Below are 22587 nucleotides of genomic sequence, written 5' to 3'. Positions count from 1 at the left end.
CATTGGAGTTTTTTTTATATTAATTTTTTGTTGCTGAACTTCTATCACATTCCTAAAGTATGCATAATAAACCCATAAGAATCTGCTTTATCTTTGACTCCTCTAAATTCATTCGTTCCTCCATAATGTCCTGCATTTTTTTCAACTTTTAGTAAAATTGGATTTGTTTGAGCTTCCCTCCCTAATAATTTTGCTGCATATTTATAAGAATGAAACGGCGGAACTCTCTGATCATTATCAGAAGTTACAATTAACGTTGCTGGATAATTTACATCTTCTATAATATTATGATATGGAGAAATACTCTTTAAATTATTAAATCCTACTTCTGTTTTTATACTACCAAACTCATCAATATGATACTGCCCTACAGAAAACTCTTCAAATCTCAACATATCAATTACTGGCACATCAGAAACAACTGCTTTATACAAATCAGGTCTTTGCACACTTGCTGCAGCTACAACAAACCCTCCATGAGAACCTCCTTTTATTGCTAATAAATCATTTGAAGTAATTTTCTCAGAAATCAAATATTCTGAAACATCAATCAAATCATTTATTGTATTTTGCTTGTTCAATCTTTTTCCTCCATCTATCCAATCTTGACCAAAACCTCCAGTTCCTCTTACATAAGCATTAATATAAATACCACCTTTTTTTACAAAATGTACAACTTCTGGTTTGAAATAAGGGTTAGATTGAACTCCAAAACCTCCATAAGTTTCTATCAAAGTTGGATTTGCTTTTCCTTCTTCTATTTTTTCAGAATCATAAACCATAATTGCTGGCACCTTTTTCCCATCTCGAGTAGGAACCATTATTTCTTTATATTTTATATTTTTAGCATTAAAAGTAACTGTAGTTTTCTGGTTTAATTCCTTTTTAAAATTCTCTGTATTTAATTCGTACATCACATTTGGAACCGTATAAGAAGTAATCGTATATAAAATATCTTTATCTGTTTCTCCCTCCATTACTCGGCTAACTGTTGCTGCTAAAGGTTGCGGATCTGAATATTTTATTTCCCCTTGGAAATTATAAAAAGTCAGTACAGATCTTAGGTTTTCTTTAAACACAACTAAAATCCCATTGGATGTTACTTCAGCACTAATAAAATTACTATTTTCATATGCTGGAACAATTTCTTTCCAGTTTCTAGGATTTTTCAAATCTATAGCTACAATAATAGTTTTTTCCGTTTTCTCGTCAAAAACAGAAACAATTAAATCTCCATTTGATGGATTTTCCCCTAAAACAGATAACATCACCTTTAAATTTCTAGCTAAAGGTCTAATTCTTGGAACCTCTTCATTATGATCAAAATAATAATAACTTACAGTTCCTTTTTGTTCATCTAATTCTTCAATAAAAAGATATCTTTCACTATATACGCTACTCAATGATAACTGAATATGTGGTTTATTTTTTCTTTCAAAAATTAATTTATCTTCCTCTTGTGAAGTTCCAATTTTATGGAAATAAATTTGTGGTGCTTCTGAAACATCAAATCTTGATTTTCTTGGAAACTTTTTATAATAAAAACCATCACCAGCCCAATAAGTAGATGTAAATTTTAAGTCTTTTAACGTTTCATCTAAATGTATTCTTCTTTTTAAATCAAAAATTCTTGCTTCTCGCCAATCTCCACCATCTCTAGAATAAAGATAAGCAGCATATTTCCCTTCCTTATTTGCAGAATAAGATTTGATTCTAGCTCTCCCCTCTCCTTTTATATAAGTAGGATCTACAATTTTCACCCAATCATTATTTCTTGATGGTTGAAAATAAAGTGTTTTTTCCTTTAAATGATTATCTGAATGAAGTCCAAAATATACAGTCCCTTTTTTAAAAGGTCTATGATATTCATACTCATTATCATCATACATACCAATTGCTCTAAAGGCATTTGTTTTTCTAGAACATGTTTCAAGGTATCTATTTGAAAGTTTATTTTGTTGTTTCACCCATTCTTTTACAATTTCATCATCAACATTTTCTAGCCAACGATAATTATCTTCTATTTCATACTTTTCGTGGAAAGTTTCTGTAAATTCTTTTTCTGCAATCGTAATTTTTTCAAATTTCTGAGCGTATATTAATGTCGAACTCACTAATAACAATGCACTAACAATTTTTCTTTTCATTTTTATTTATTAAATAATTTAAAAACCAAATTTATTATTAATAATTATATTCATAAACCAAAAAACATTTTATTCTTTGAATTTTACCTGTTTATTATTCAATCATGATTGAGTTTTTTTCATATTAAATAATGATGCTAAAATTAAAACTAAATAGAAAACTGCATTAAAAATATTATGTAAAATAGAAACGGAATTAACTTCTAAAAAATGAATATTATTTAGATTGCTCTTTTATCTTATAGATCATGTCTTTTATAAATAGATTTTGTATTAATCTTACCATTAAGCCACGTAAAAACTTCAATCAAATTATTTTCCAGTTCTTTTTCTTTAAACACAATATCCATTTTCTCTATCTGATCTGAATGATTTAAAACTATTGTCAAATATTCTTCTTCTATTTGAAACTGAAAATTAATTGGTTTTGATAATGTATTTTTAATTTTCAAATCCTTGTATGCAAAAGCAACTGTAGCATCCGAGCCTAAAGGCGTAAAACGAGTTTCAGAAGTATAAATATCCAAAGAATGATTATGTCTTTCTAAAATCTTCAAGTTCGCATAAAGACTGATATAATAAATCAGTCCTGAAAGCTGACACAGACCACCTCCTATTGTACTTTTAATTTCTCCATCAACAATAGAACGACTTTCTACAAAGCCATTTTTCTTTGATGGATTCCCTACAATTTTCCAAAAAGAAAAAATCTGATTTGGTTTTATTTCTACCGATTCAATTTTTTCAATTGCCAAAGACAAATTATGTTTTTTGGAATCATTTGGTTTCAATTGTTGTTTTATTGAAATCGAATGATCATAAAATTTGATATTAATATCTGGTTTTGCAAATTTAAAAGTATATCCATTTTTAAAGTCTGAAAGTTCATTTTTTAGTAGATGAAGTTGTATTTTAATTTTTTTCGGGAGTAATTTTCTTAGCATTTTTTCAAAACAAATATTAAATGAGAACTATATTCTTTCCATGTCGAATTACATAAAAAACTATCAAATTTCACAAATTTTGATCTAAAACTAATCGGAATCCTATGTATTGGAAAAAAAGCAATTCCATGAAAAGCTTTAACTTCCCAATTATCAGTAATTATTTTTTCTATAGTTTTTAAAGTAATCTGATTCCCGCCATGCCAATTTTCACTTTTATAATTTGTCAACTTTCTTCTTTTCTCAGAAGGAATATCAAAAATGAACAAACCATCTTTTTCCAAAACTCGATGAACTTCGGTCAAAATAGACTTTGTAGTTTCCAAATCTAAATGCATAAAAAGATGAAAGGAAGTAATGTTTTTAAATGAGTTTTCCTCAAAAGGAATCGTTTCTGCATCTCCTTGTATAATGTTTTTTTCAGGATATTTTTCTTTAGAAACCTTTACCATTTCTTGACTTATATCCATTCCTGTAGCAGAAAAATCCAATATTCTACCCGTACCGCAAGCAATATCTAAGTTGTTTTCAATATTATTTTTATCTAAATATTTCTCTAAAACTTTTCGTTCTTGTTGGTGAATGTATTTTCCATATGTATTCGAAAACCTATCTTCATCATATTCTGAAGCAAGTTTATCATAATACTGAACAATCTCTTTTTTCATATTTCAGTAATCAATTATCTAATAGGGGGCTTAATTTTCAATCAAAATTTTAAGCTACTAAATTAACATTCTGTCACAACAAATTATAATATCTTTACAAAAAAAGCTATTTTATTCAATAATTCTATATTTAAAGTATAATAAGAACAAAAAGGTTTGAGATAATTTATTTTAATAAATCAAAAAAAGAGAATAGAATTACAATTATTCTTATTCTCTTATATAAATATTTAGCTCCCCGTTTTCAAACTCATCAGTTGCTCTAATCGAGCATAAGGTCGAGTAACATCAAAATAAATTTGTTTCCCAGAATCACAACTAATCAAATCATAAACATTGTTTTCTTCTTCAATTAAAGTTTGTCTAGAAAAATCATCTTTTAAATATTGAATCAAATCTCTTTCGTCAGAAATTCGAGTCACTCGATATGGATTTTCCTTAGTTCCATCCCCTGTTTTCTTGATACTTTCAACAATTGTCTGAAAAATATAAGTTTCAGCATTCTCTGCATTTTCATCTCCAAGCTTTTTAAAAGCAAACGCTAAATAAAAATGTGCTTTTGGTGAAAGTAAAATATTTGTATTGATATTTTTTACAACCTGATCGTATTTTTTCTCTTTTAATAGCTTTTCCATTTTGTTTAAGTCATCCGAATACGGATCATAATTAGGATGATTAAACACTTCTTCTTGCACTATCAGAAAATTTTCATTAGTAGGTTCTAATAAGAACTTGTGAAAATTATTTCCTTTTGCAATCTGTTCTCGGCTTATTATTTTCGGATTTGGTTTTTCTTCTTTTTCTGTATCAATATCTTTTTTATTTTTTTTAAAAAAATTAAATAACTTCATTCGGTATTTTTAGATTTTGTTTTTGAGTAATATTATCTAAAATACATATTTTTTTAATTAAAACGAACTTTATTTTTTATCAAAAGCTTTTTATAATCATTTTTTTTAATAAAAACACCATGAATTTTATTCAGTTAAATAATTTCTATTTTTAGTATTTTTAATTGATTTATTAATAATTCTAGAGGTTTTATATAAATTTTATTATTATAATAAACCATTTCATTCATTTTTGTTTCGATACACTCTATAGATTTATATTCTTTTTTAAAAAACTCAATTTCCTTTTTTGTTTCTTCAGAAAACTTAGGTATTTCAACGATATTTTTATTCTCACTCAAATAAAATCTAAAATTGTTCTCGTCTTCAAATCTTTTTATAAAAAACGTCTTGTTATTATAATCATACAAAAATCGTTCATTTTCTTTTTCATTAAAAGCAGCAGCTCTTAACCAAATATATCTTTTATCTAAAACATCCAAAATTTAAAATTTCATTTCTTTTAGTACATTTTCTATAACAAAACGATCTTCTGAATTACATGTTCTTGTTGTTTTTATAAATAAATTATCTTCATATATTTCAAATTCAACATTTTTTATAGATTCAAATTTTTGGACTAATTTTTTTATCTGTAATGTAGAGCTATATTTTTTTATCGGAATAACTTTATATTTAGATTTTATCAAACTATTATCCGAATCAAAAAGCGAAGTAATCTTATCTCCTATTGTTTTTTCTTTAAAAACATAATGCCCTGAAGTATTTCGAAGTTTCAACCAAAAAAATAATTGATTATCTGAAATACCTGATTCCTCATGGTTTTCATGCGTAGAAACAAATATCAAACTCACATATTTTTCTTGTTTTATATTTTTAAAAGTATTACTAACTCGCCAATCAGTATATTGAGAAAGCAACATCGAATTTTCTAAAAACCTGAATTGAGCATTACTAAAAGTTATTTTTTTATAATCTTCTGAAACTCTATAAAAATCATGAATTTTAAAAAATTCTCTTTCATCATCATACTTCAAATCTTCAAAATATTCCTCAGACAACGGTTCCTTATTCTCTTTTTCTATCAACAAATCAGATTCTGCTTCTTCCAAAGTCATTGATGTATTTGTTTCAGGGTCAAAAAGCAAATCATCTTTAAAGTCTTTGTATTTATTTTTCTTAAAATAGTTTTCATAAATAGTAAAACCAACAATAGTTAAAGATGCTAAAGTAATAAATACGAGAATTTCAATCATAGGTTATTTTTTTGTATAAATTTTATAATTTAATCTGCTATAGGTTTTAAGATTAATTTTAAAACTAATTTCTTCAAAATAATTCTCATATTCTTTTTTATAAGAATTCTTCTCTATTAATTTTTCAATTACTCCTTCTTCTTTTAATAAGCCATACCTTGATAAATTATTCAAAACTTCTTTTTTGGTTTGAATCAAACTATCCTCTAAATGAAAAATAGTTACTATATAAAATTCTTTAATCAAATTTTTATCTGTTTTTATAGAAATACTTGGTAGTGTTTCTTCATACAAATATTTAAAAGATGGTTGATTTATATTAAAATAATGTTCAACTCCAATACTATCAGGTATTCCATTATTAGAACTCATATAATCCCAACGCCAATCAATTTTTGATTCTGGAGCATTTATCGAAGAATTTAAATGTAATTTCAAATTATTAAAATCATATTTGATTGGAATTTTGATGTTTTCTTCTTTTGAATTACAACTTATTACTAAGAGAATTATTAGACTAATTTTAGAATAGTATTTTTTCATATTTTTCAAATTTAAATATTTTTTTTTTTCATTCTTGTTTATTTCTTATTTAAAAAAAAGTTTTTTTATATTAGACATTATCACGTTTAAAATCTTATGAGGGAATTTAGTTTCATCTAAAGCACACCCCCTAGCCCCTCTCAAGAGCGGAACTTGACAACCTCTATGCTCTTATACAAAATCAAACGTGATAATGTTTATTTAAAAAAGTTAAATTAAAATGTATGATGAATGATCTAATACATCTGTATTTTACTAATTTATTTTCATTAAAAAAAAAGATTAATTTTTCAATTATTTTAAAAAAACAAAACTATTTTTAAATAAAAATATTGTTTATCTAAAAAAACATCTTACATTTGCATTGTTCAAGTAGAGCACCTTTTCAATTTTAGGGTAGTATTTTAGTAATTAGTTTTTTGAGTTTTTCTCTTCTTTATTTTTTTATTTCACCATTACTTTATTTTTTTTAAGTGTTTAAAAACATTGAAATTATTCAAAACAATATTTTTATTGTAAATTATAATTTCTAGGAGTACTTCTTTAACACAAACAATATTTAACAATTTAAAACATAAAAAGATGCAAGTAGGTACAGTAAAATTTTTCAATGAAACAAAAGGATTTGGATTTATTAAAATTTCAGGATCAGGTGAAGATATTTTTGTTCACAACTCAGGTTTAATTGATGAAATTAGAGAGAACGATAAAGTTCAATTCGAAACTGAACAAGGAAGAAAAGGTTTAAACGCTATCAACGTTCAAGTAATAGACTAAATTTAATTTAGTATAATAGATAATAAAGATTTCCAAAAAGGATTTCTTTATTATTTAGTCGTAATACAAAATCCTATTTTCAAATAGGTTCTCATTAACAGTAAATATGCTGTTTTTTTCAAAAACAGCTCGCTTTCAATTAAGTTTTAAGTTTAGAATCAACTAAACATTTCATTTTCACTTAATATTAAATAAATAGTAAAGTATATTACCTCAATATATAAGTCTCTATTTTTTTCAATTGTATTTTAAATTTAAGGTTTACTGTTAAAAACACTTAAGAAAACAAAGTGTTAAGCTATAATTAGTTTATAGTAAATAATGAATACTTCATTTTAAATTATTTAAATGCAACAAAAAAAAACAAAAAATAGAAATCGTGGAAATCGAAAAAAAATGGTTTCCTCAATAGACCCAAAAACTCTTGTAAAAAAAGCAAATTTCAAAAAAGAAAAAAAATACATTTCTTCTATAACTTTCAAAGATTTAAATCTTCATCATAAGCTAGAAAAAAACATTATTTATAAAGGCTATAAAAAACCAACTGAAATACAAGAAAAATCAATACCATCTTTAATTTCAAAGAAAGATCTAATTGGAATTGCTGCTACAGGAACTGGAAAAACAGGTTCTTTTTTAATTCCTATTATTCATCAAATGCTTGAAAATAAAAACATTTCTGCACTTGTTGTTGTTCCTACAAGAGAATTAGCGCTTCAGGTTCAAGATGAATATCATTCATTAACAAAAGGATTAAAATTTATCTCATCTTGTTTTATTGGAGGGACAAATATCAATAAAGATATTATTAAAGCTAAGCGAAAAAATCAATTTATTGTTGCTACTCCAGGTAGACTGAATGATTTAGTTAAAAGAAAAGCTTTAAAATTAAGTAATACTTCCATACTTGTTTTAGATGAATTTGATCGAATGTTAGATATGGGATTTATTAATGATGTTCGAAAAATTTCAAATGCGACTGCAAAAAGATCACAAACTATTTTATTTTCTGCAACAGTAGATAAATCTCAAGAATCTTTAATTAGAGAGTTTGTAAAATCTCCTATTAGAATTAATGTAACTTCAGGAACAAAATCTAGCGACAATGTTCATCAAGATATTATTAAAGTTGAGCAAGGTGAAAACAAATTTGATGTTTTATTAGATCTTTTAAATGATAAAGCTTTTAAAAAAGTAATCTTATTTGCAGAAACAAAACGCACAGCAGATAAAATTAGTAGACAACTAAGAAATTCAGGTATGCTTTCAGATACAATTCATGGAGGTAAATCACAAAATTATCGTAGTAAAGTTATTGATCTTTTCAAGACTGGAAAAACTAAAATATTAGTTGCAACTGATGTGGCTGCTAGAGGGATTGATATCAATAATGTTACGCACGTAATTAACTACCAACTACCTATGACAATGGATAGTTATATTCATAGAATTGGAAGAACTGGAAGAGCTGGAAAAGTTGGAACAGCTTATACTTTTATTAACTAAAAAAACAAATATGGCATCAAAATCGCAAATTACATTTAGTAAAAAAGAAAGAGAAAAAGCAAAAGCTCTTAAAAAAAGAATCAAAAACGAAAAACGTGAAGCTCGAAAAGAAAACGACAAAAAAGGTGTAGAAATAAATTGGGCTATTGCTCCAAAAAATAGAACTCTTACACAAGAAGATATCGAAAATAAAGAATCTAACAAAATGAATCACATCAATCAATAAGTATTGATTATTAATTTATAGAATATACTAAAAAGGTTCGTAAATAATTCTATTCAATCTCATTAAAATTTACAAACCTTTTATTTTCTATATTTTATTTTTCAAAAAAATCACTCTAGATTTTATACATTTCTTCCTTGATATAAGCATCAAAATTCTCTTTTTTAAAATCTAACTTTTCTTCTAAAAAATTAAAGAAATCTTCATTTGAAGCTTTTTTATGAAATTCTTTTACGCTTCCACCTCCAATTTGTAGAGCGTCTATAAATCCTTGAACTCCATATTTTTCATAAATTTTCTTCATCAAAAATCCACCAATTACATATCGAAAATCTGTTTGATATTCTCCGTTCGGAATTTGAATTCCTAATTTATCAATGTCTGACAGATCATAATCTGGATTTTCAGCTAAGAACTTTTTCAACTTTCCTAAGTGCCAGTCCAAAGAATTTCCTCCACTTCCTCCATAAAAAGTTGCAATTCCCTCTCCTATCCAAAAATGATAATCTTTTGGAACCAAAGCAAAAGTATAAATATGAACCAATTCATGCGGATAATATTCAGAATTATTTCCTGCATAGATAATTTTATTCGTAATACTAGCAACACCGCCTGTTTGTGCAGGAATATACATTTTACTCATATATTCATATCCCCAAACCTCAACAATTTCTCTAGCACTATTTGCTACAAAATAATCAAATTCGATTGGTTCGGTATTGAATTCTTTTACCATAAACTGATTAAATACATTCATTTCTTCAGCTTGTTTTCTATCAAATTTATGAAAAGGGTGCACATAATAATTGATACTTCCGACTTTATAATGATCCAAAACTGTTTTCAAATATTCTGCGCTATTCACCAATAAATATTTATCTCCAAACTTCTTAGCATACACCGAAACAATTGCGTCTATATTTATTTCTCCGTTTTCATCCAAATGAGAAAAAGCACTTTTCAGTGTATAAAAACCATTTTCTACAGGAAAAACTCCAACAATTTTACATTGAACTTCATAATCTCTAGATTTTAAACTGGGAACACCAATTGCCCAAAGATATTCATCTGGTCTATTCATATTTTCATAAGACCAAAATGGCGAGTTTTCTTCACGAAATTTCCCTGTTTCTAAATAATCTTTCCAAAGTTTAATGATTTCTTTAGCCGGTTCGTCTTTTGCATTTGTTACGTCTTTATCAATATAAAATTTTAGACCTGAATTATCTTTTTCATTTTGTGCACAACTTATTTGAAATGAAATAAGAACAAATAGAAGTAGTAGTTTTTTCATCATTTATTTTTTAATTAAATCACGAGCAATATTAATTCATATTTTATTCAAAATTATATTTTTATCATTTCATTAACATTTATTTTCATAAAAATTAAAAAAGATTATTCCTTTCCAAATTTCTTCAACAATTTCATATGCGAAATCATTCCTCCTACATAGGAAGTTTGATTTGGTTTTATACCATTTTCAATTAAAATTTCATACAAAATCTTATTTAGTTTCGGATACCAGATATGATGAATATTCGGAAATAAATGATGAGCAATATGATTATTAAATCCTCCTAAAATAAAATTTGCCACATAACTAAAAGGATGCATATCGTTAGAACTTAAAACTTGGTTCATCATCCAAGAAGTTTGAATCATCCCATTTTCATCTGTTTCTGGATATTCGGTTTCCATTACATGATGTGTCATAAAAAATGTAAAAAGTAATATTATAGATTTTACCATATGCATAATGATAAAACCTAGAAAAACCAGCCTCCAGTTTTGATATGAAAACATCATTGGAAGAATTAAAATATAAACTACATAAAAAGATTTTTGAAAAATAAAGGAAAATGAGTATTTCAGATTAAGAGTTTTTGATTTTAATTTATGAAAAAACAGCACGAAATCCTTAATAAAAATCCAATATAAAGAATAACTTGTATAAGTAATTGGAGCATAGAGAAACTGAAATTTATGGAACCATTTATATTGCATTTCTGGAGAAACTCGAATCAAATTTGTAATCTGTAAATCCGAATCATATTCTTGAACATTTGGTGCAAAATGATGCGAATTGACATGTCTTTCTTTCCAAGCTTCAGCGTGTGCTCCTACCAAGCAATAAATTAATGTAAATCCGAAATTATTCCATTTTTTGGATTTAAAAACTGTGTTATGTGAAAAATCATGAGCAAAATTAAATGCCATTAAAAGCAAAGTAATTCCTAACAAAATATAATTCAGAAAGAAATATTCTATAGAAATATTTTGAAACAACATAAAATAAAAAAAGAAAAAAGCTCCAAAATAGAAAACAACTTTAAACGAAAAAACAGTCTTGAACAATAATGGATTTTTATCTAAATCCTTTTTAATTCTTTTTCGAATTTCAATTAATAATTTACTGTCCGATTCTACATAAATATGTTTATTTCTCATAGATTTTTCTTTCGATTGTATCTGAATTACCCATTTTTACTAATTGACGAAAATGCGAAGCCAAAGCTTCTGAATAATTCATTTCCATATAATCAATATTATGTTTTTTGGCAACTTCTCTAAAAATCGGTAGAATCTTTATATAATGAATATGGCAAACATCTGGCAAAAGATGATGAAGTGCGTGCGCATTAAATCCTCCTAAAGTCCAATTACACAAAATACTATCGACATTATAATCTATCGAGGTCAACATTTGTAATTTTGGCCAACTCATATTCAATCTTCCATCTTCATCTGATTGTGGATGATGTACATAATCTGAAACATGAGAAACTCCCAGAACTCCAACGAAAATCAAAGAAACAATAAAATGATTTAAGATAAATGCAGCGATAATATACGTCCAAGAAAATGGTAAAACTAATATTGGAATTACAATCATATAACTTATATAGAGCAGTTTAAAAACAATCAGTTTTACAATTTCTATTTTTGGAATAACAATTTTTATCGTTCGACTAGAATAGTTAAAAAGCATTAATGTCTCTCGGAAGAAAAACCAATTTATAGAATATAATAAATACAAAAATGGCGCATACAAAACCTGATATTTATGAAACCATTTTCGCTCTTGTGTTTCAGTCATTCTAAAAATCGGATTGTTCAAAACATCAATATCACTTCCTTCTACGTTTGTATATAAATGATGAGATTCTGTATGATTTTTTCCCCAGACATAAGCATTGTTTCCTTGAAGATTAAAACTAATTTGAAATAAAATCTTATTCCAAAACTTACTTTTCACAGCAACTCCATGAGAAGCATCATGTGAAATATTGAAAGCAGTCAGAAGAACAGAAAATCCCATCAGAAGATAATAAACGAAAAAAGAAACATCCGTTTTAGAAGTAATCATTAAATAATAAAACAAAATATCTAATGTGAAGTATAAAATCATTTTGAAAATAAAAGTATTATTCCCTGTTTTAGAAATATTGTTTTCTTCAAAATATAAATCGACCCTTTTTCTTAGCTCTTTATAAAATAAAGTTCCTTCGTCTTTTGCAAATTTTAGCTTTTTCATTTATCAATTATTTTAAGTTTTTATAAAATTTTAATAAATAATCAAAAACTATTCCTATTTAATTAAAAATCAATCAATTCCTTTCAAAATATTTTTATAAGCAGATTTAAAATTTCTCTTTATTTCCTTTAACTCCATTTTTTCAGCTTTTTTTCTTTGCTTCTTCCATTCCTCTATCGAAGTATTTTTTGGAATTACAACAGGAGTTTTAAGACTTAAATACTCTTCATGATCAATGTTCGATTTATATAATTTATAAACTTTCTTCAAATAAATTTTCATTTCATTTTTACTTACCTCTAATTTTAAAACTTTTTGAAAAATGACATTAGAGTCTTTTGGAAGTTGGGTAAAACATTCTATAATATTCCCTTCTTTGAAAAAATATTTATCTTTAAGATGGTAATGTGTATAAACAGAATACAAACCATCTTCATTATGATTTTGAGGATTTAAAACATTAGAAATATGAATTTCATCATCAATATTGAAAGTTTTCTTTATTTTTTCTTCAATTTCGTTTTCATTGTTTATTGTAAAACTAGTTTGTGCGAAAATTAAATTTGTAAAAAGAAAAAGACCTATAATTAGTTTTATTTTCGTTGTTTTTGGTTTCATATTAAGATTCAAAATATAAATGATTCTCAAAATTAGTATCTTTAAAGTATTCTTTAGGTGTTTTTGTTGTCAAAGTTTTAAATTCTTTTATAAAATGACTTTGATCGAAATAACCATTATCTAAAATTGTAAATAAATAATCTGATTTTTTGGAAAATAGAATTTGTTTGGTTACATATTGAAATCGTGCAATTTTCTGAAATTCTTTTGCTGTAAGTCCAAATTGTTTTTTAAAATTTCTCTCAAATTGACGTAGACTTAAGGAGTATTTTTCAGCAAAATCTTTTATGGAATGTTTATTAAAATTATAATACAAATCATCAATAATCTCATCCCATTTATCATTTTTAACTTGATGATTTTTTTCAAAAACTTCAATTAAAAATTGCTCAAATATTTTGATAATTTCTCCTTTTTCTGTTTTATTTTTTAATTGTTCTAATAATTCTTCTCCATCTTTCCCCCATAAATCCATAGCAGAAAGAAAATGATCATTTAAATCAGAAAAATCTACGGAAGTAAAATGCCTAAAAGCACCACTTTTAAAGCGAATAGAAACGAAATTCAATGTTTTTGTTTTATCAAAATTGAATATTTTCCTTGGACAAACAGTGTGGATTTTAGATAATTTTTCTCCTTTAAAAGTCAAAGATTCATTCAAATGAAAAAGTAATTCCAAACCAGTTCCAGGAAAAATCAATGGAAGTTCAAAAGGAGAATCCATCGTTTTTTCTACAATATAAAATCGATCAATATATTTTGATAAAAATGAAACTGGTTTATAAAAATTACTTTCAATCATTAATAAATTTCAATTACTGGTTCTTTCAATAACATCGGACCAATTACAGAAATAAAAGCTTTAAAATGTTCTGATGTATTATGAATTTCTATTGATTTTTCGTCTTGATATTTTTCGTAGAAAATATATTCGTTTTCACTTTCTACTCCTTTAAACAATTTATACATCAAACATCCTTCTTCTTCTCTACTCTTCTGAATCATTTCTTTAGCAAATCTCATAAATTCTTTCTCCGAATCTGGATTTATATTTAAAACAGCTACAATATTATTTTTCATATTTAAATATTTTAGTTTGAAACAAAATTCAATACTTTCTTTAAAATAGGATTGTAAAAAAACGACATTTTTATTCTAAAATTGATTTTAAAATTTCAACAGTAGTTTTTGCATCTCCATATCCTATTATTTCCATTTTCGAATTTGAAATTACATAAACATTATCGTGATTTTTCTTTTTAATATTCTCTCTTCCTTTTAATGGAAGAGAATATAAATGATTAAATTCTGTAATAACTGGCATACCTTCAGTTTCAAAAGGATATTTAGAATTTTTACTTAATCTAATAGAAAAAAGTTGCGTAAAAGGAAAATAGTTAATAATAACATCCTCTTCACAAATCAATTCTAAAAGTTCTTTATATTTTAAAGATTCCGGTGAATTCTCCAAAATCTTTTGCCATTCTTTTTTATACATGTTTTTTAATTTAAATATAATTCTATTTTAGCTTTTAAGCTATCTGGTATTTGTTCTAATTCTTTCTCGATTTTTATCAATTTTATTAACTCTTGAATAATTTCAACTAACAAAGGTTTTTCGGATTTTGGATTAAAAACTTCCAAAAGAACTGTGCTTTCATAAAAAGAAATGAAATATTTATCTTCATGTGTAAAACCAAAATTTTCGGAATTATCAATTACTTCCAGACTTACTCCATTAATTGTTTTTTTAAACAATTTACTAATCCATTCAAAAACTTCTTTACTTATAAGAATTCCTTTGTCAGAAACCTCAACATTTTTCCAGTTTTTATTGTACCAAATCTTTTCTTTTGCTTCAGTATAAGTCATAAAATACTTCTCTGAATCTTCATTTTTTTCAATCACCAATAAAGACTCTGGTTTTGAATTTGGCAATAATTGAATTTTAATAATCGGATTTTGAATTTCTTTATATAATACTTTTTTTAATTGATAATAATAAGCAATTTCAAAATCTTTTAAATCGAAAAAACTCGGAGCAGGTTTGATTTGAGAAAATAGACTATTTGTAAAGATTATACAAAAAACTAATAAAAGAAGTTGATTTATTTTTATCAGTTTTTGGGCTTTAAAGTATTTTTTATTCATGGCATTTTTGATTTATTTTAATAAGAATTCCCTTATAATTTTTAGTCAAAAACAATACCATTTTCATTTGAATTTCTTTCCTATCCAAATTATCAATTTTGATAAAATTGTAACTATTAACGCATAAACCACACACATTAAAAAAAATTGAAATAGAAAAATAGTTTTTTCAAATAACAAATTAAACTTATCTAAAATTCCTAGTTTGAAAGTATTAGATTTAAAATAACCGGATTCAATTAAAAAATGAATTACAGCGAAATAAATAAGTAAACCAAAAAATATTATAAATAAATTGATGAGAAATAAATGATGAAATTTACTTTTTTGATTTTGAAGTTTACTGTAGAGAAAATTAGCTAAAAATGGATTCATTAAAAATAATATCATCACTAACTTTCCACTATCATTTCCAAAATAACAAAGGCTTAAATAAAAAGTCAAACTTGAAAGAATAGTGAATAAAACCGCTATAAAAAAAGCATATTTTTTTCTTTTAAAAAGATAAAATAAAAGTAAAAAGTATACAGCTATTACACCATAAAGCGAAATTCGAAATAATAGCTTTTCTCTATCTAATTTTTGAGATGAATTTTTAATTTCATTATTATTTTTACTTCTAAAATATTCTAAGTTTTTCTCATAATCTTTTAAATACCCATCATAATCTTCCGTATAATAAACAAAGCTTGGTGTAATACAAAAATCTTCAGAGATCTCACCAAAAACTGGATTAGTAATAATCAAAACTTTATCTCCTTTTTTTAAAAATTGACCATTACAGACTCCATTAATAAACCCACCTATTTCTCCTTTAAACCTATCTAATATTTTTAATTTAAAATTTTGATTTCCAAAAAAGTTTAAGTCTTGAGCTTCTACAACTTCTCCAGAAAAAATCAATTCATATTCTTTATAAATTTCATCATTAACAATAGTTGGCTCATAACAATGATCTAAATCAAGTATTTTAAAACTAGAAAGTGTAATAAAGATTATAAGTAAAAATAAGTTTCTTTTCATTTCAATTTTTTCTCAAAAGTACATAAATACAAAATCTCTTCTTCTAAAAATTCTTTTTTCTTCTGATGAAATATTTCAACAAACTAATTAATAAAGCAATCACAAAAGAAACTGTAAGAAACACTATTTCAAAATAGAAATAATAATCCATTTCCATGATGTTTGAGAACTTCCATAAAATTTCATCATTAAAACCTAAATATTTTTCAAATATGAAATATAAACTCAAATGCATAAGAAAATTTAGTAAAGGAAAGAGAGTTAAAACTAGAAAATTAACAAATAGTACTTCTAAAAAATTCGTTTTTTTCCATTTCCAAAGGAGAATATTTAAAATAATCAGCGGCAAAAAAGTTACAGCTAAGTTTGACCTACCTTGTCCTGAAGTTGTTTCATAGAAATTTGCTTTCCCATAAAAATACCATTGCAAAAAATAAAAAGCAAGACTCATAAGTACAGAAAATGATAGAATGATAAACGTTTTATAATATTTTTTCTTAATTAAAAATCGTAAAAACAAAACATATAAAACTAAAGCTAAAAATAAATAAACCCACCAAAGAACTTTTCCAAAATATAATCCAAAAGAAGATACTTGAATTTCATTATTTTGTTTAGATTCTAGAAAATCTATATTTTCCTGATGCCATTCCAAAAAACTTTGATTTTCTTCATTAGTGCTATTTTTTGTAAAATAAGTGTAACTATAACTAGCACATATACTTTGAGATATTTCTCCAAAAGGCGAATTTACAATAAACAGTAACTTATTTTCTTCTTTTACTAACAGACTACATGATGATCCACAGATATTTGTTGCTATATATTTCTCTCCAATATTCCCTTTATATCTTTCTAATACTTTTATTAGATATTCTTGTTCTCCAAACCGATTACACTCTTCTACTTCTAGTATTTCTCCACTAAAAATAAGTTCGTGATTATTATAAATTCCCTCAGAAATTTCTTCAACAATACAAACACAAGAAAATGATTTTAAAGAAAAAAGCAGTAAAAATATTATTAATAAAGTTTTTTTCATTTTATTTTTTTAAAAGCAATTTGTTTTATTTTTCAGCATACATTTCTTCCAATACAAGTATAATTTTCTTTACGTCTCCTTTGTAAAAACCTGCACTATTTATACAATTCACTTCAACAATTTTCCAACCTTCAAAAGTCTCACAAACATCCATTACATAAGCATCTGCGACATTGTATATTTTTGCCATTTTCTGTGCAAAATCTAAGCCCTCATTTGAAACATTCTCTTCAAATCCTGCTTGATCATGAAATAAATAATAAGAACTTGTCACTACTTTTTGATTAACAATCCAAACTCTTGCTTCTTTGATGATTTTATGATATTTAGAAACTTGAATCAATGTTTCTGCTGTAATTCTTGTATTTTCATTATTGTTTAAAGTTTCATAAGTAAAATCTTTCCATTCAGACTCTGTAAAAACTTTTCCTGTAAACACTTTAGCATCTATACTTGGTTTTATAAAGTATTTCTGATTTTCTTCCCAAGAAAATGAGTCTGAAAATTGTGTAATAAAACTTCCATGATTTAAAATATACTCACCAAAACCTTTTGCGTATTTTTCATACTCATGATTTCCTCCGTAAAAAGAACCTGGATTCCAATCAAAATCAGCACAAACTTTGGCTAATTTCACAGAACCATAAACAAAAACATCTTTTCTATCTGTTTCTAAGAAAAATTCATTGCTATTTGGATAAAAAATAACTTCTTCATAAGGCAAATTCAAAGAATCTAAAACATGAAATATTTCATCATATCTCGGATCTCGAAATACATTTTTTTGAACTATATAATACATCTTAATTAAAATACTGAGGTTTTCGAATATACGCAGCAAAAATAGTAGACATCAAAAGTAGAATTAATATCTCTGCTGGTTTTCCTTTGTATAAATGAATTGAAATAATACTCACCATGTAAAGTGAAAGAAGAAAAGAACCCAAAATCATTGTTTTATTGTATAAAAACAAAGCTAAACTCAACAAAATATAAATTCCTGCAGTTATCATCACAGCACTACTTTGCACGATTTTCCCTGTTTGATTTGGGTTTAATAATTTGTCCATCGCATTCGGAATGTAAAATAATGCAACAATCAACGATGGTAACCAAATCAAAATAGTTTTTAATATTTTATTAGTTTTCATTTTTTTATTTTTTGTTATTAATCCAATCTTCTTTTGTTAAAATATATCTTCGATCCATACATCCATCTTTTTCATTATAAAACTCTCTTACTGGATTAAAGAATTTCTCTAAAATCTTTACAGAACCAATATTTTCAATAAAAACATCAGCAGTCAAAACTTGATTTTCTAAAGTTTCAAAACAGAAAACAATCATATTTTTAGCAAGCTCTGTTGCATATCCTTTTCCCCAATAAGGTTTTCGGAACCTGTAAGCAATTTCTCTCTGATTTTCATCATTCGTCAAATATCCATTTAAACCAATCAATTCTTCATTTCCTTTTTCAAAAACTCCCCAAATAACAGTTTCCTTTTCATTTGGGTTTACAGGATAATTAGTAAAATTTTCAAATCTTTCTTCTACTTCTGCATCTGACCATCTTTTCACAGGAACAGGATCTATAATTTCTGGAGCAGTCACCAATTCCTTGAAATAATCAAAATCTTTAATATTTAATTGTCTAACTTCTAATCTTTCTGTTTCAAATAATAGCATCGTTATTTATTTTTCAAATATTTTTTCATTTCATTTTTAAAAGTAGCTACATTATTCCAATTACCACCATAAGAACTAATTATTTTCGGATTGTCAGGAGTTGTTCTACTATTAATCAATATATAATTTGGTTTTCTGATAATTGTTACAATTTCTCTACTTTCAAAAAAAGAACTCGAATTAGATTCAGCTATAACTTTATTTTTAGATTGACTTCGTATTTTCCATTCTAATTTTGATTTAGTTTCATTCACAATTTCCTTAAATTCTTTTTCATCTAAAGCTGTGTTAATTTTCTTAAATGTTAAAAAGTAAAGTTTAGAAACGAAAATAACGAAAGATAGAATCGTAAAAACAACAACGAACTTATCTTCTATAATCATTTCATAACTATATAAAAAATCAAAATTGTTATTTTTCAAAACCCTATAAAAACGATACATTGGTATAAAGATGAATAATATTATAGGTCCAAAATATATAAGTAATTCTATGAAACTAATTTTAATTTTTTCGTTTTTATCTGTCATTATTATTTAATAATATTCAATGTTATATTTAATTTCTGTACCATCCGAAATTTTATATTGAATACAATTTCCTTCTACATCTACTTCCATGCAATTATAATCCAAATCTTCAATAATTTTCCCGTTTTTATCCTTTATTACAATTTTTTGAACAATACCTTTTGAATTATATTGGTAATGATTTGTGAAATCAACCTCGTCAGAAAAACCATAGCTCTCTTTAGAAGTCATATTCATTTTCTTATCAAAATGAATTATCTCTTTTTTATATTGTTCAAATTCCTCTTGTTCGTTTCTGTAAAGATATAATTCTGTATAAACATTTCCTTCTAGAAATCTCGAAGTTTTATAAATACTATTTTTTACCGTACAATCTTCCTCCCTTTTATTTGGCAAATTACCTACAGAAATACATTCACCAATTTTTTCTAGATTTTCATCTAATATTTTCTTACCTAAATAATTATTTTCTTCATCATATTCGTATTGAATTCTATTATGCACCCCATTGTCATCATATTCTGTTTCTTCAGTAATAAATCCTTTTTCATTAAATTCAAAAACAATTTTTGGTACAACATAAGCTTCAGGTGTGTTTTGAAAATTCAAATTTAAAACCTCCATAGATTTGGCCTTACCTTTTATTCCCATTTGGATCAAATTATTGATCTTTTCCTTTTTACAACTTAACAATACAAACATTGTTAAAAGCAAAATATATAATTTCTTATTCATATTTTTTCTAATAAAAAAAGCATACAAAGAAACCTCTGCATGCTTTGTTCTTATTTTTAATTTATATTAATCATCTAAATCACTTTCCGCAATCCAGTTCATGAAAGCACTATCTGCTCCACCAACTTTTATTACTCTATTTTTATGCATCATAATTCCTAGTCCATGCTCATCATCCCATTCGCAACCAAACTCAAAACCAACATAAGCATAATTATCTTTTTCAACATGCATAAAATGTAGTCTTTTTACACCAATTAATTTTTTAAACTCTTCCACATCCGTCACATCTGGACTCCATTTTTCTTTATCTTCTCCTTCATAACCATATAAACTTTGAATATCCGGATATTCTTCTAACAAAGCATTTAATAAAACCTCTTTAATTTCTTCTTGATTTTCTATCAAATAGTCAAAAGCATTTTGATGATACATTTCTGGACCTTCAAAATCAATTATAGAATCTCCTCCAATTCCATAAGAATAAGAACATTCTACATCTTCTCCCACTACTTTTGAAGCATAAAATCCAGCTCTATTTTGAAATCCTCTCCACACTGGAAATGAGATAAATCCTTCTATTTCAATTTTCTGTAATTCGTCGTTTTTGATCATTTTTAATTATATTTTTTTCTAAACAATTATTTTTATTCTATTTATTAAACATATTCTAAAATCACATTGAATTCCAAAGTTTCTCAGACAAATCGGCAATATTAACTTCATCTTGAGTTGCTTTTATAATAATTTCATAACATGAATCTTGTAATTTATCATTTTCAAATTTTATATTTCCAGATTCTTCAATCATCCACTTTCCATCTTCTTTTTCTAAAAAATCCATAAGAGAAACTAAATTTTCTGTGTATGAAATGTACGCTTTTATATAAGCATCAACATATTCTTCTTGTTTTTTAACTTGCCTGTCAAAGCCTGCTCTAAACATTTTATAAGCTTCGTGAGATCTGTCAATATCTTTGGTTAATTCATTTAAAATTCTTTCTCTATTATTTATAAATTCATGATAATTAATTGCGGCAATTCTAACTTCATTAAAAACCTCTTTTCGTTCTTTATAATCTTTAGTTTTCATCAAAACCTTTAAATCTAAAATATTCGGTTCTTCTAATCTAGTTATTGTCTTTAACCAAGTTGAAGTTTGTAATTCAGAAAATTTCAAAAATTCATAATTAATAAGTAAAATCTCTTTCTCTTTTCCAGTACTTTTTTTTATAGACTCTTCTAAACTATTATTTACATTAGAAGTAAGTTTCTCATAACCCTCAACAACTGAAAAATCCTCATTATTATAACTGTCATTGAAATCTTTTACCATCTCAATCACACTCTCATCTGATTTTGGAGTAGGAATAGCAAAACTTTGAATAAAATCCGATAAATTACCAAGTAGCATTAATAGTAGAATCACATTAAAAGTATATGTACCTGCGTACTTTTCTCTTTTTCGAATTAACCATACGATAAAAGCAATCAAAGTTGGAGTAATTAATACGCCAATTACAGAACCAAATGCAAAACCTAAATGAAATTCATTTATTCCTGTTATTAAGATCTGTAATATAAACACTAACAATGCAGTAATACAAAGAAATATGATATTTAAAACTGATAATCTAAACGGTGCTTTCATTTTTTTATACTTTTTCAATTATATTTTTTAATTCGTAAATAATTTATTCATCATAACGAATTATAAGTTTAAAACAATAACCTTACTTTTCCTTTTGATTTCAAACCATTTACTGTTTAAAAGTTTATTTACCTAAATATTCAACAATAAATTAATTTGTTAAAAATTTAATATTCTCAACAAAAATCGATAATTTTCCAAATATAAAAGTATTTATAGTAATAAAAAAAGTTAATTTTATAAATATAATTACGAATTGTAAAACACTAATTATAATAATAATTCGTTTACTATAAAGTTGATTGAAAGAATATCAAATTCATCAAAAAATGAAAATTATGGAAACACAATTACTTAAAGATAAAAATACATTATCCGTTACGAAACTATCTATTTTAATGAGTAGTATCGGAATCATTACAGCGATTATAATTCAATATAGTTTATTCAAAGACTATCAATTGGTTTCAGGAAAAACAAGAGCATTCTTTTGGCTGAAGCAATTACCTTATTATAATTATATCGTTTTTGGAGCTTTAGCATTCCTACTTTCAATTTATATTTTATTTAAAAAAGAAAAATTAAGACTAAAACTCTTATCTGTTGGAATGTCCATTACAGCAATTTTGATTCTAATTTCCAATTCCTGGAAATGGTTTAGTTAAAAAATAAAAAACCTCCTAAATTAATTTTAG

General features: G+C 25.5%; 28 protein-coding genes. 4 read left to right on the top strand and 24 right to left on the bottom strand.

Annotated elements, in window-relative coordinates:
* Positions 1–44: 44 nt before the first annotated feature.
* From I0K12_RS09530 to I0K12_RS09500, 7 genes are all read right to left on the bottom strand, one after another.
* Positions 45–2147, bottom strand: a complete 2103-nt coding sequence (locus I0K12_RS09530) for a prolyl oligopeptidase family serine peptidase (RefSeq protein ID WP_196887448.1) — start codon at positions 2145–2147, stop codon at positions 45–47.
* A 239-nt stretch (positions 2148–2386) separates the two neighbouring features.
* A complete protein-coding gene (locus I0K12_RS09525; protein ID WP_196887446.1) occupies positions 2387–3091 on the bottom strand; it encodes a VanW family protein in 705 nt (234 codons plus the stop codon).
* Positions 3085–3759 (bottom strand): class I SAM-dependent methyltransferase, encoded by a 675-nt coding sequence (locus I0K12_RS09520; protein WP_196887444.1) that lies wholly within the window; start codon positions 3757–3759, stop codon positions 3085–3087. The genes I0K12_RS09525 and I0K12_RS09520 overlap by 7 nt, the downstream gene beginning before the upstream one ends.
* Before the next feature lie 230 nt (positions 3760–3989).
* Positions 3990–4610, bottom strand: a complete 621-nt coding sequence (locus tag I0K12_RS09515; protein WP_196887442.1) for a DUF4919 domain-containing protein — start codon at positions 4608–4610, stop codon at positions 3990–3992.
* A gap of 134 nt (positions 4611–4744) precedes the next feature.
* Positions 4745–5092, bottom strand: a complete 348-nt coding sequence (locus I0K12_RS09510; RefSeq protein WP_196887440.1) for a hypothetical protein — start codon at positions 5090–5092, stop codon at positions 4745–4747.
* A gap of 3 nt (positions 5093–5095) precedes the next feature.
* Positions 5096–5866, bottom strand: a complete 771-nt coding sequence (locus I0K12_RS09505; RefSeq protein ID WP_196887438.1) for a hypothetical protein — start codon at positions 5864–5866, stop codon at positions 5096–5098.
* Positions 5867–5869: 3 nt separating this feature from the next.
* Positions 5870–6409, bottom strand: coding sequence for a hypothetical protein (locus I0K12_RS09500; RefSeq protein ID WP_196887436.1), 540 nt, complete (start codon positions 6407–6409; stop codon positions 5870–5872).
* Between the two features lie 582 nt (positions 6410–6991).
* Here I0K12_RS09500 and I0K12_RS09495 point away from each other — a divergent pair.
* The 3 genes from I0K12_RS09495 (at position 6992) to I0K12_RS09485 (ending at position 8918) form a co-directional block, all read left to right on the top strand.
* The gene (locus I0K12_RS09495; RefSeq protein ID WP_196887435.1) at positions 6992–7186 is read left to right on the top strand and encodes a cold-shock protein; all 195 of its coding nucleotides are present in this window, start codon (positions 6992–6994) and stop codon (positions 7184–7186) included.
* Between the two features lie 348 nt (positions 7187–7534).
* On the top strand, positions 7535–8692 hold the full coding sequence (locus tag I0K12_RS09490) for a DEAD/DEAH box helicase (RefSeq protein WP_196887433.1): 1158 nt from the start codon (positions 7535–7537) through the stop codon (positions 8690–8692).
* Positions 8693–8702: 10 nt separating this feature from the next.
* The gene (locus I0K12_RS09485; protein ID WP_196887431.1) at positions 8703–8918 is read left to right on the top strand and encodes a hypothetical protein; all 216 of its coding nucleotides are present in this window, start codon (positions 8703–8705) and stop codon (positions 8916–8918) included.
* Between the two features lie 115 nt (positions 8919–9033).
* On the opposite strand, the gene I0K12_RS09480 is transcribed toward I0K12_RS09485, so the two are convergent.
* The 17 genes from I0K12_RS09480 to I0K12_RS09400 form a co-directional block, all read right to left on the bottom strand.
* Positions 9034–10212 carry a hypothetical protein gene (locus I0K12_RS09480; RefSeq protein ID WP_196887429.1) on the bottom strand — a complete coding sequence of 393 codons (1179 nt, stop codon included), beginning with the start codon at positions 10210–10212 and terminating at the stop codon, positions 9034–9036.
* 104 nt (positions 10213–10316) lie between these two features.
* Positions 10317–11369: a fatty acid desaturase family protein gene (locus tag I0K12_RS09475; protein ID WP_196887427.1), complete on the bottom strand. Its 1053-nt coding sequence runs from the start codon at positions 11367–11369 to the stop codon at positions 10317–10319.
* Positions 11359–12456: a fatty acid desaturase family protein gene (locus tag I0K12_RS09470; RefSeq protein ID WP_196887425.1), complete on the bottom strand. Its 1098-nt coding sequence runs from the start codon at positions 12454–12456 to the stop codon at positions 11359–11361. Before I0K12_RS09470 ends, I0K12_RS09475 begins: the two co-directional genes overlap by 11 nt.
* Positions 12457–12525: 69 nt before the next feature.
* Positions 12526–13074 carry a hypothetical protein gene (locus I0K12_RS09465; RefSeq protein ID WP_196887423.1) on the bottom strand — a complete coding sequence of 183 codons (549 nt, stop codon included), beginning with the start codon at positions 13072–13074 and terminating at the stop codon, positions 12526–12528.
* Position 13075: 1 nt separating this feature from the next.
* Positions 13076–13876, bottom strand: coding sequence for a helix-turn-helix domain-containing protein (locus tag I0K12_RS09460; protein ID WP_196887421.1), 801 nt, complete (start codon positions 13874–13876; stop codon positions 13076–13078).
* Complete coding sequence (locus tag I0K12_RS09455) at positions 13876–14154, bottom strand: putative quinol monooxygenase (RefSeq protein WP_196887419.1); 279 nt, start codon at positions 14152–14154, stop codon at positions 13876–13878. The genes I0K12_RS09460 and I0K12_RS09455 overlap by 1 nt, the downstream gene beginning before the upstream one ends.
* A gap of 70 nt (positions 14155–14224) precedes the next feature.
* Entirely contained in the window at positions 14225–14572 is a 348-nt protein-coding gene (locus I0K12_RS09450; protein WP_196887417.1) for a hypothetical protein, read from the bottom strand.
* Positions 14573–14577: 5 nt separating this feature from the next.
* Positions 14578–15225: a hypothetical protein gene (locus tag I0K12_RS09445; protein WP_196887415.1), complete on the bottom strand. Its 648-nt coding sequence runs from the start codon at positions 15223–15225 to the stop codon at positions 14578–14580.
* Between the two features lie 63 nt (positions 15226–15288).
* Positions 15289–16248 carry a hypothetical protein gene (locus I0K12_RS09440; protein WP_196887414.1) on the bottom strand — a complete coding sequence of 320 codons (960 nt, stop codon included), beginning with the start codon at positions 16246–16248 and terminating at the stop codon, positions 15289–15291.
* Positions 16249–16291: 43 nt separating this feature from the next.
* Positions 16292–17290, bottom strand: a complete 999-nt coding sequence (locus tag I0K12_RS09435; RefSeq protein ID WP_196887412.1) for a hypothetical protein — start codon at positions 17288–17290, stop codon at positions 16292–16294.
* Between the two features lie 25 nt (positions 17291–17315).
* The gene (locus tag I0K12_RS09430) at positions 17316–18092 is read right to left on the bottom strand and encodes an ATP-grasp domain-containing protein (protein WP_196887410.1); all 777 of its coding nucleotides are present in this window, start codon (positions 18090–18092) and stop codon (positions 17316–17318) included.
* A gap of 1 nt (position 18093) precedes the next feature.
* Complete coding sequence (locus I0K12_RS09425; protein ID WP_196887408.1) at positions 18094–18441, bottom strand: hypothetical protein; 348 nt, start codon at positions 18439–18441, stop codon at positions 18094–18096.
* Between the two features lie 4 nt (positions 18442–18445).
* The gene (locus I0K12_RS09420; RefSeq protein ID WP_196887406.1) at positions 18446–18976 is read right to left on the bottom strand and encodes a GNAT family N-acetyltransferase; all 531 of its coding nucleotides are present in this window, start codon (positions 18974–18976) and stop codon (positions 18446–18448) included.
* Between the two features lie 2 nt (positions 18977–18978).
* Complete coding sequence (locus I0K12_RS09415) at positions 18979–19359, bottom strand: hypothetical protein (protein WP_231372730.1); 381 nt, start codon at positions 19357–19359, stop codon at positions 18979–18981.
* 153 nt (positions 19360–19512) lie between these two features.
* The gene (locus I0K12_RS09410; RefSeq protein WP_196887402.1) at positions 19513–20241 is read right to left on the bottom strand and encodes a hypothetical protein; all 729 of its coding nucleotides are present in this window, start codon (positions 20239–20241) and stop codon (positions 19513–19515) included.
* 66 nt (positions 20242–20307) lie between these two features.
* The gene (locus I0K12_RS09405) at positions 20308–20856 is read right to left on the bottom strand and encodes a DUF6985 domain-containing protein (RefSeq protein ID WP_196887400.1); all 549 of its coding nucleotides are present in this window, start codon (positions 20854–20856) and stop codon (positions 20308–20310) included.
* A gap of 61 nt (positions 20857–20917) precedes the next feature.
* The gene (locus I0K12_RS09400) at positions 20918–21892 is read right to left on the bottom strand and encodes a hypothetical protein (protein ID WP_196887398.1); all 975 of its coding nucleotides are present in this window, start codon (positions 21890–21892) and stop codon (positions 20918–20920) included.
* Positions 21893–22230: 338 nt separating this feature from the next.
* Here I0K12_RS09400 and I0K12_RS09395 point away from each other — a divergent pair, with 338 nt between their 5' ends.
* The gene (locus I0K12_RS09395; protein ID WP_196887396.1) at positions 22231–22557 is read left to right on the top strand and encodes a hypothetical protein; all 327 of its coding nucleotides are present in this window, start codon (positions 22231–22233) and stop codon (positions 22555–22557) included.
* Positions 22558–22587: the final 30 nt, after the last annotated feature.

It is taken from the genome of Aureivirga sp. CE67 (genome assembly GCF_015767245.1).
Taxonomy (GTDB): Bacteria; Bacteroidota; Bacteroidia; order Flavobacteriales; family Flavobacteriaceae; genus Aureivirga.
The sequence above is the reverse complement of the archived record's forward strand: the minus strand, read 5'-3'. Positions and strand labels throughout refer to the sequence as shown.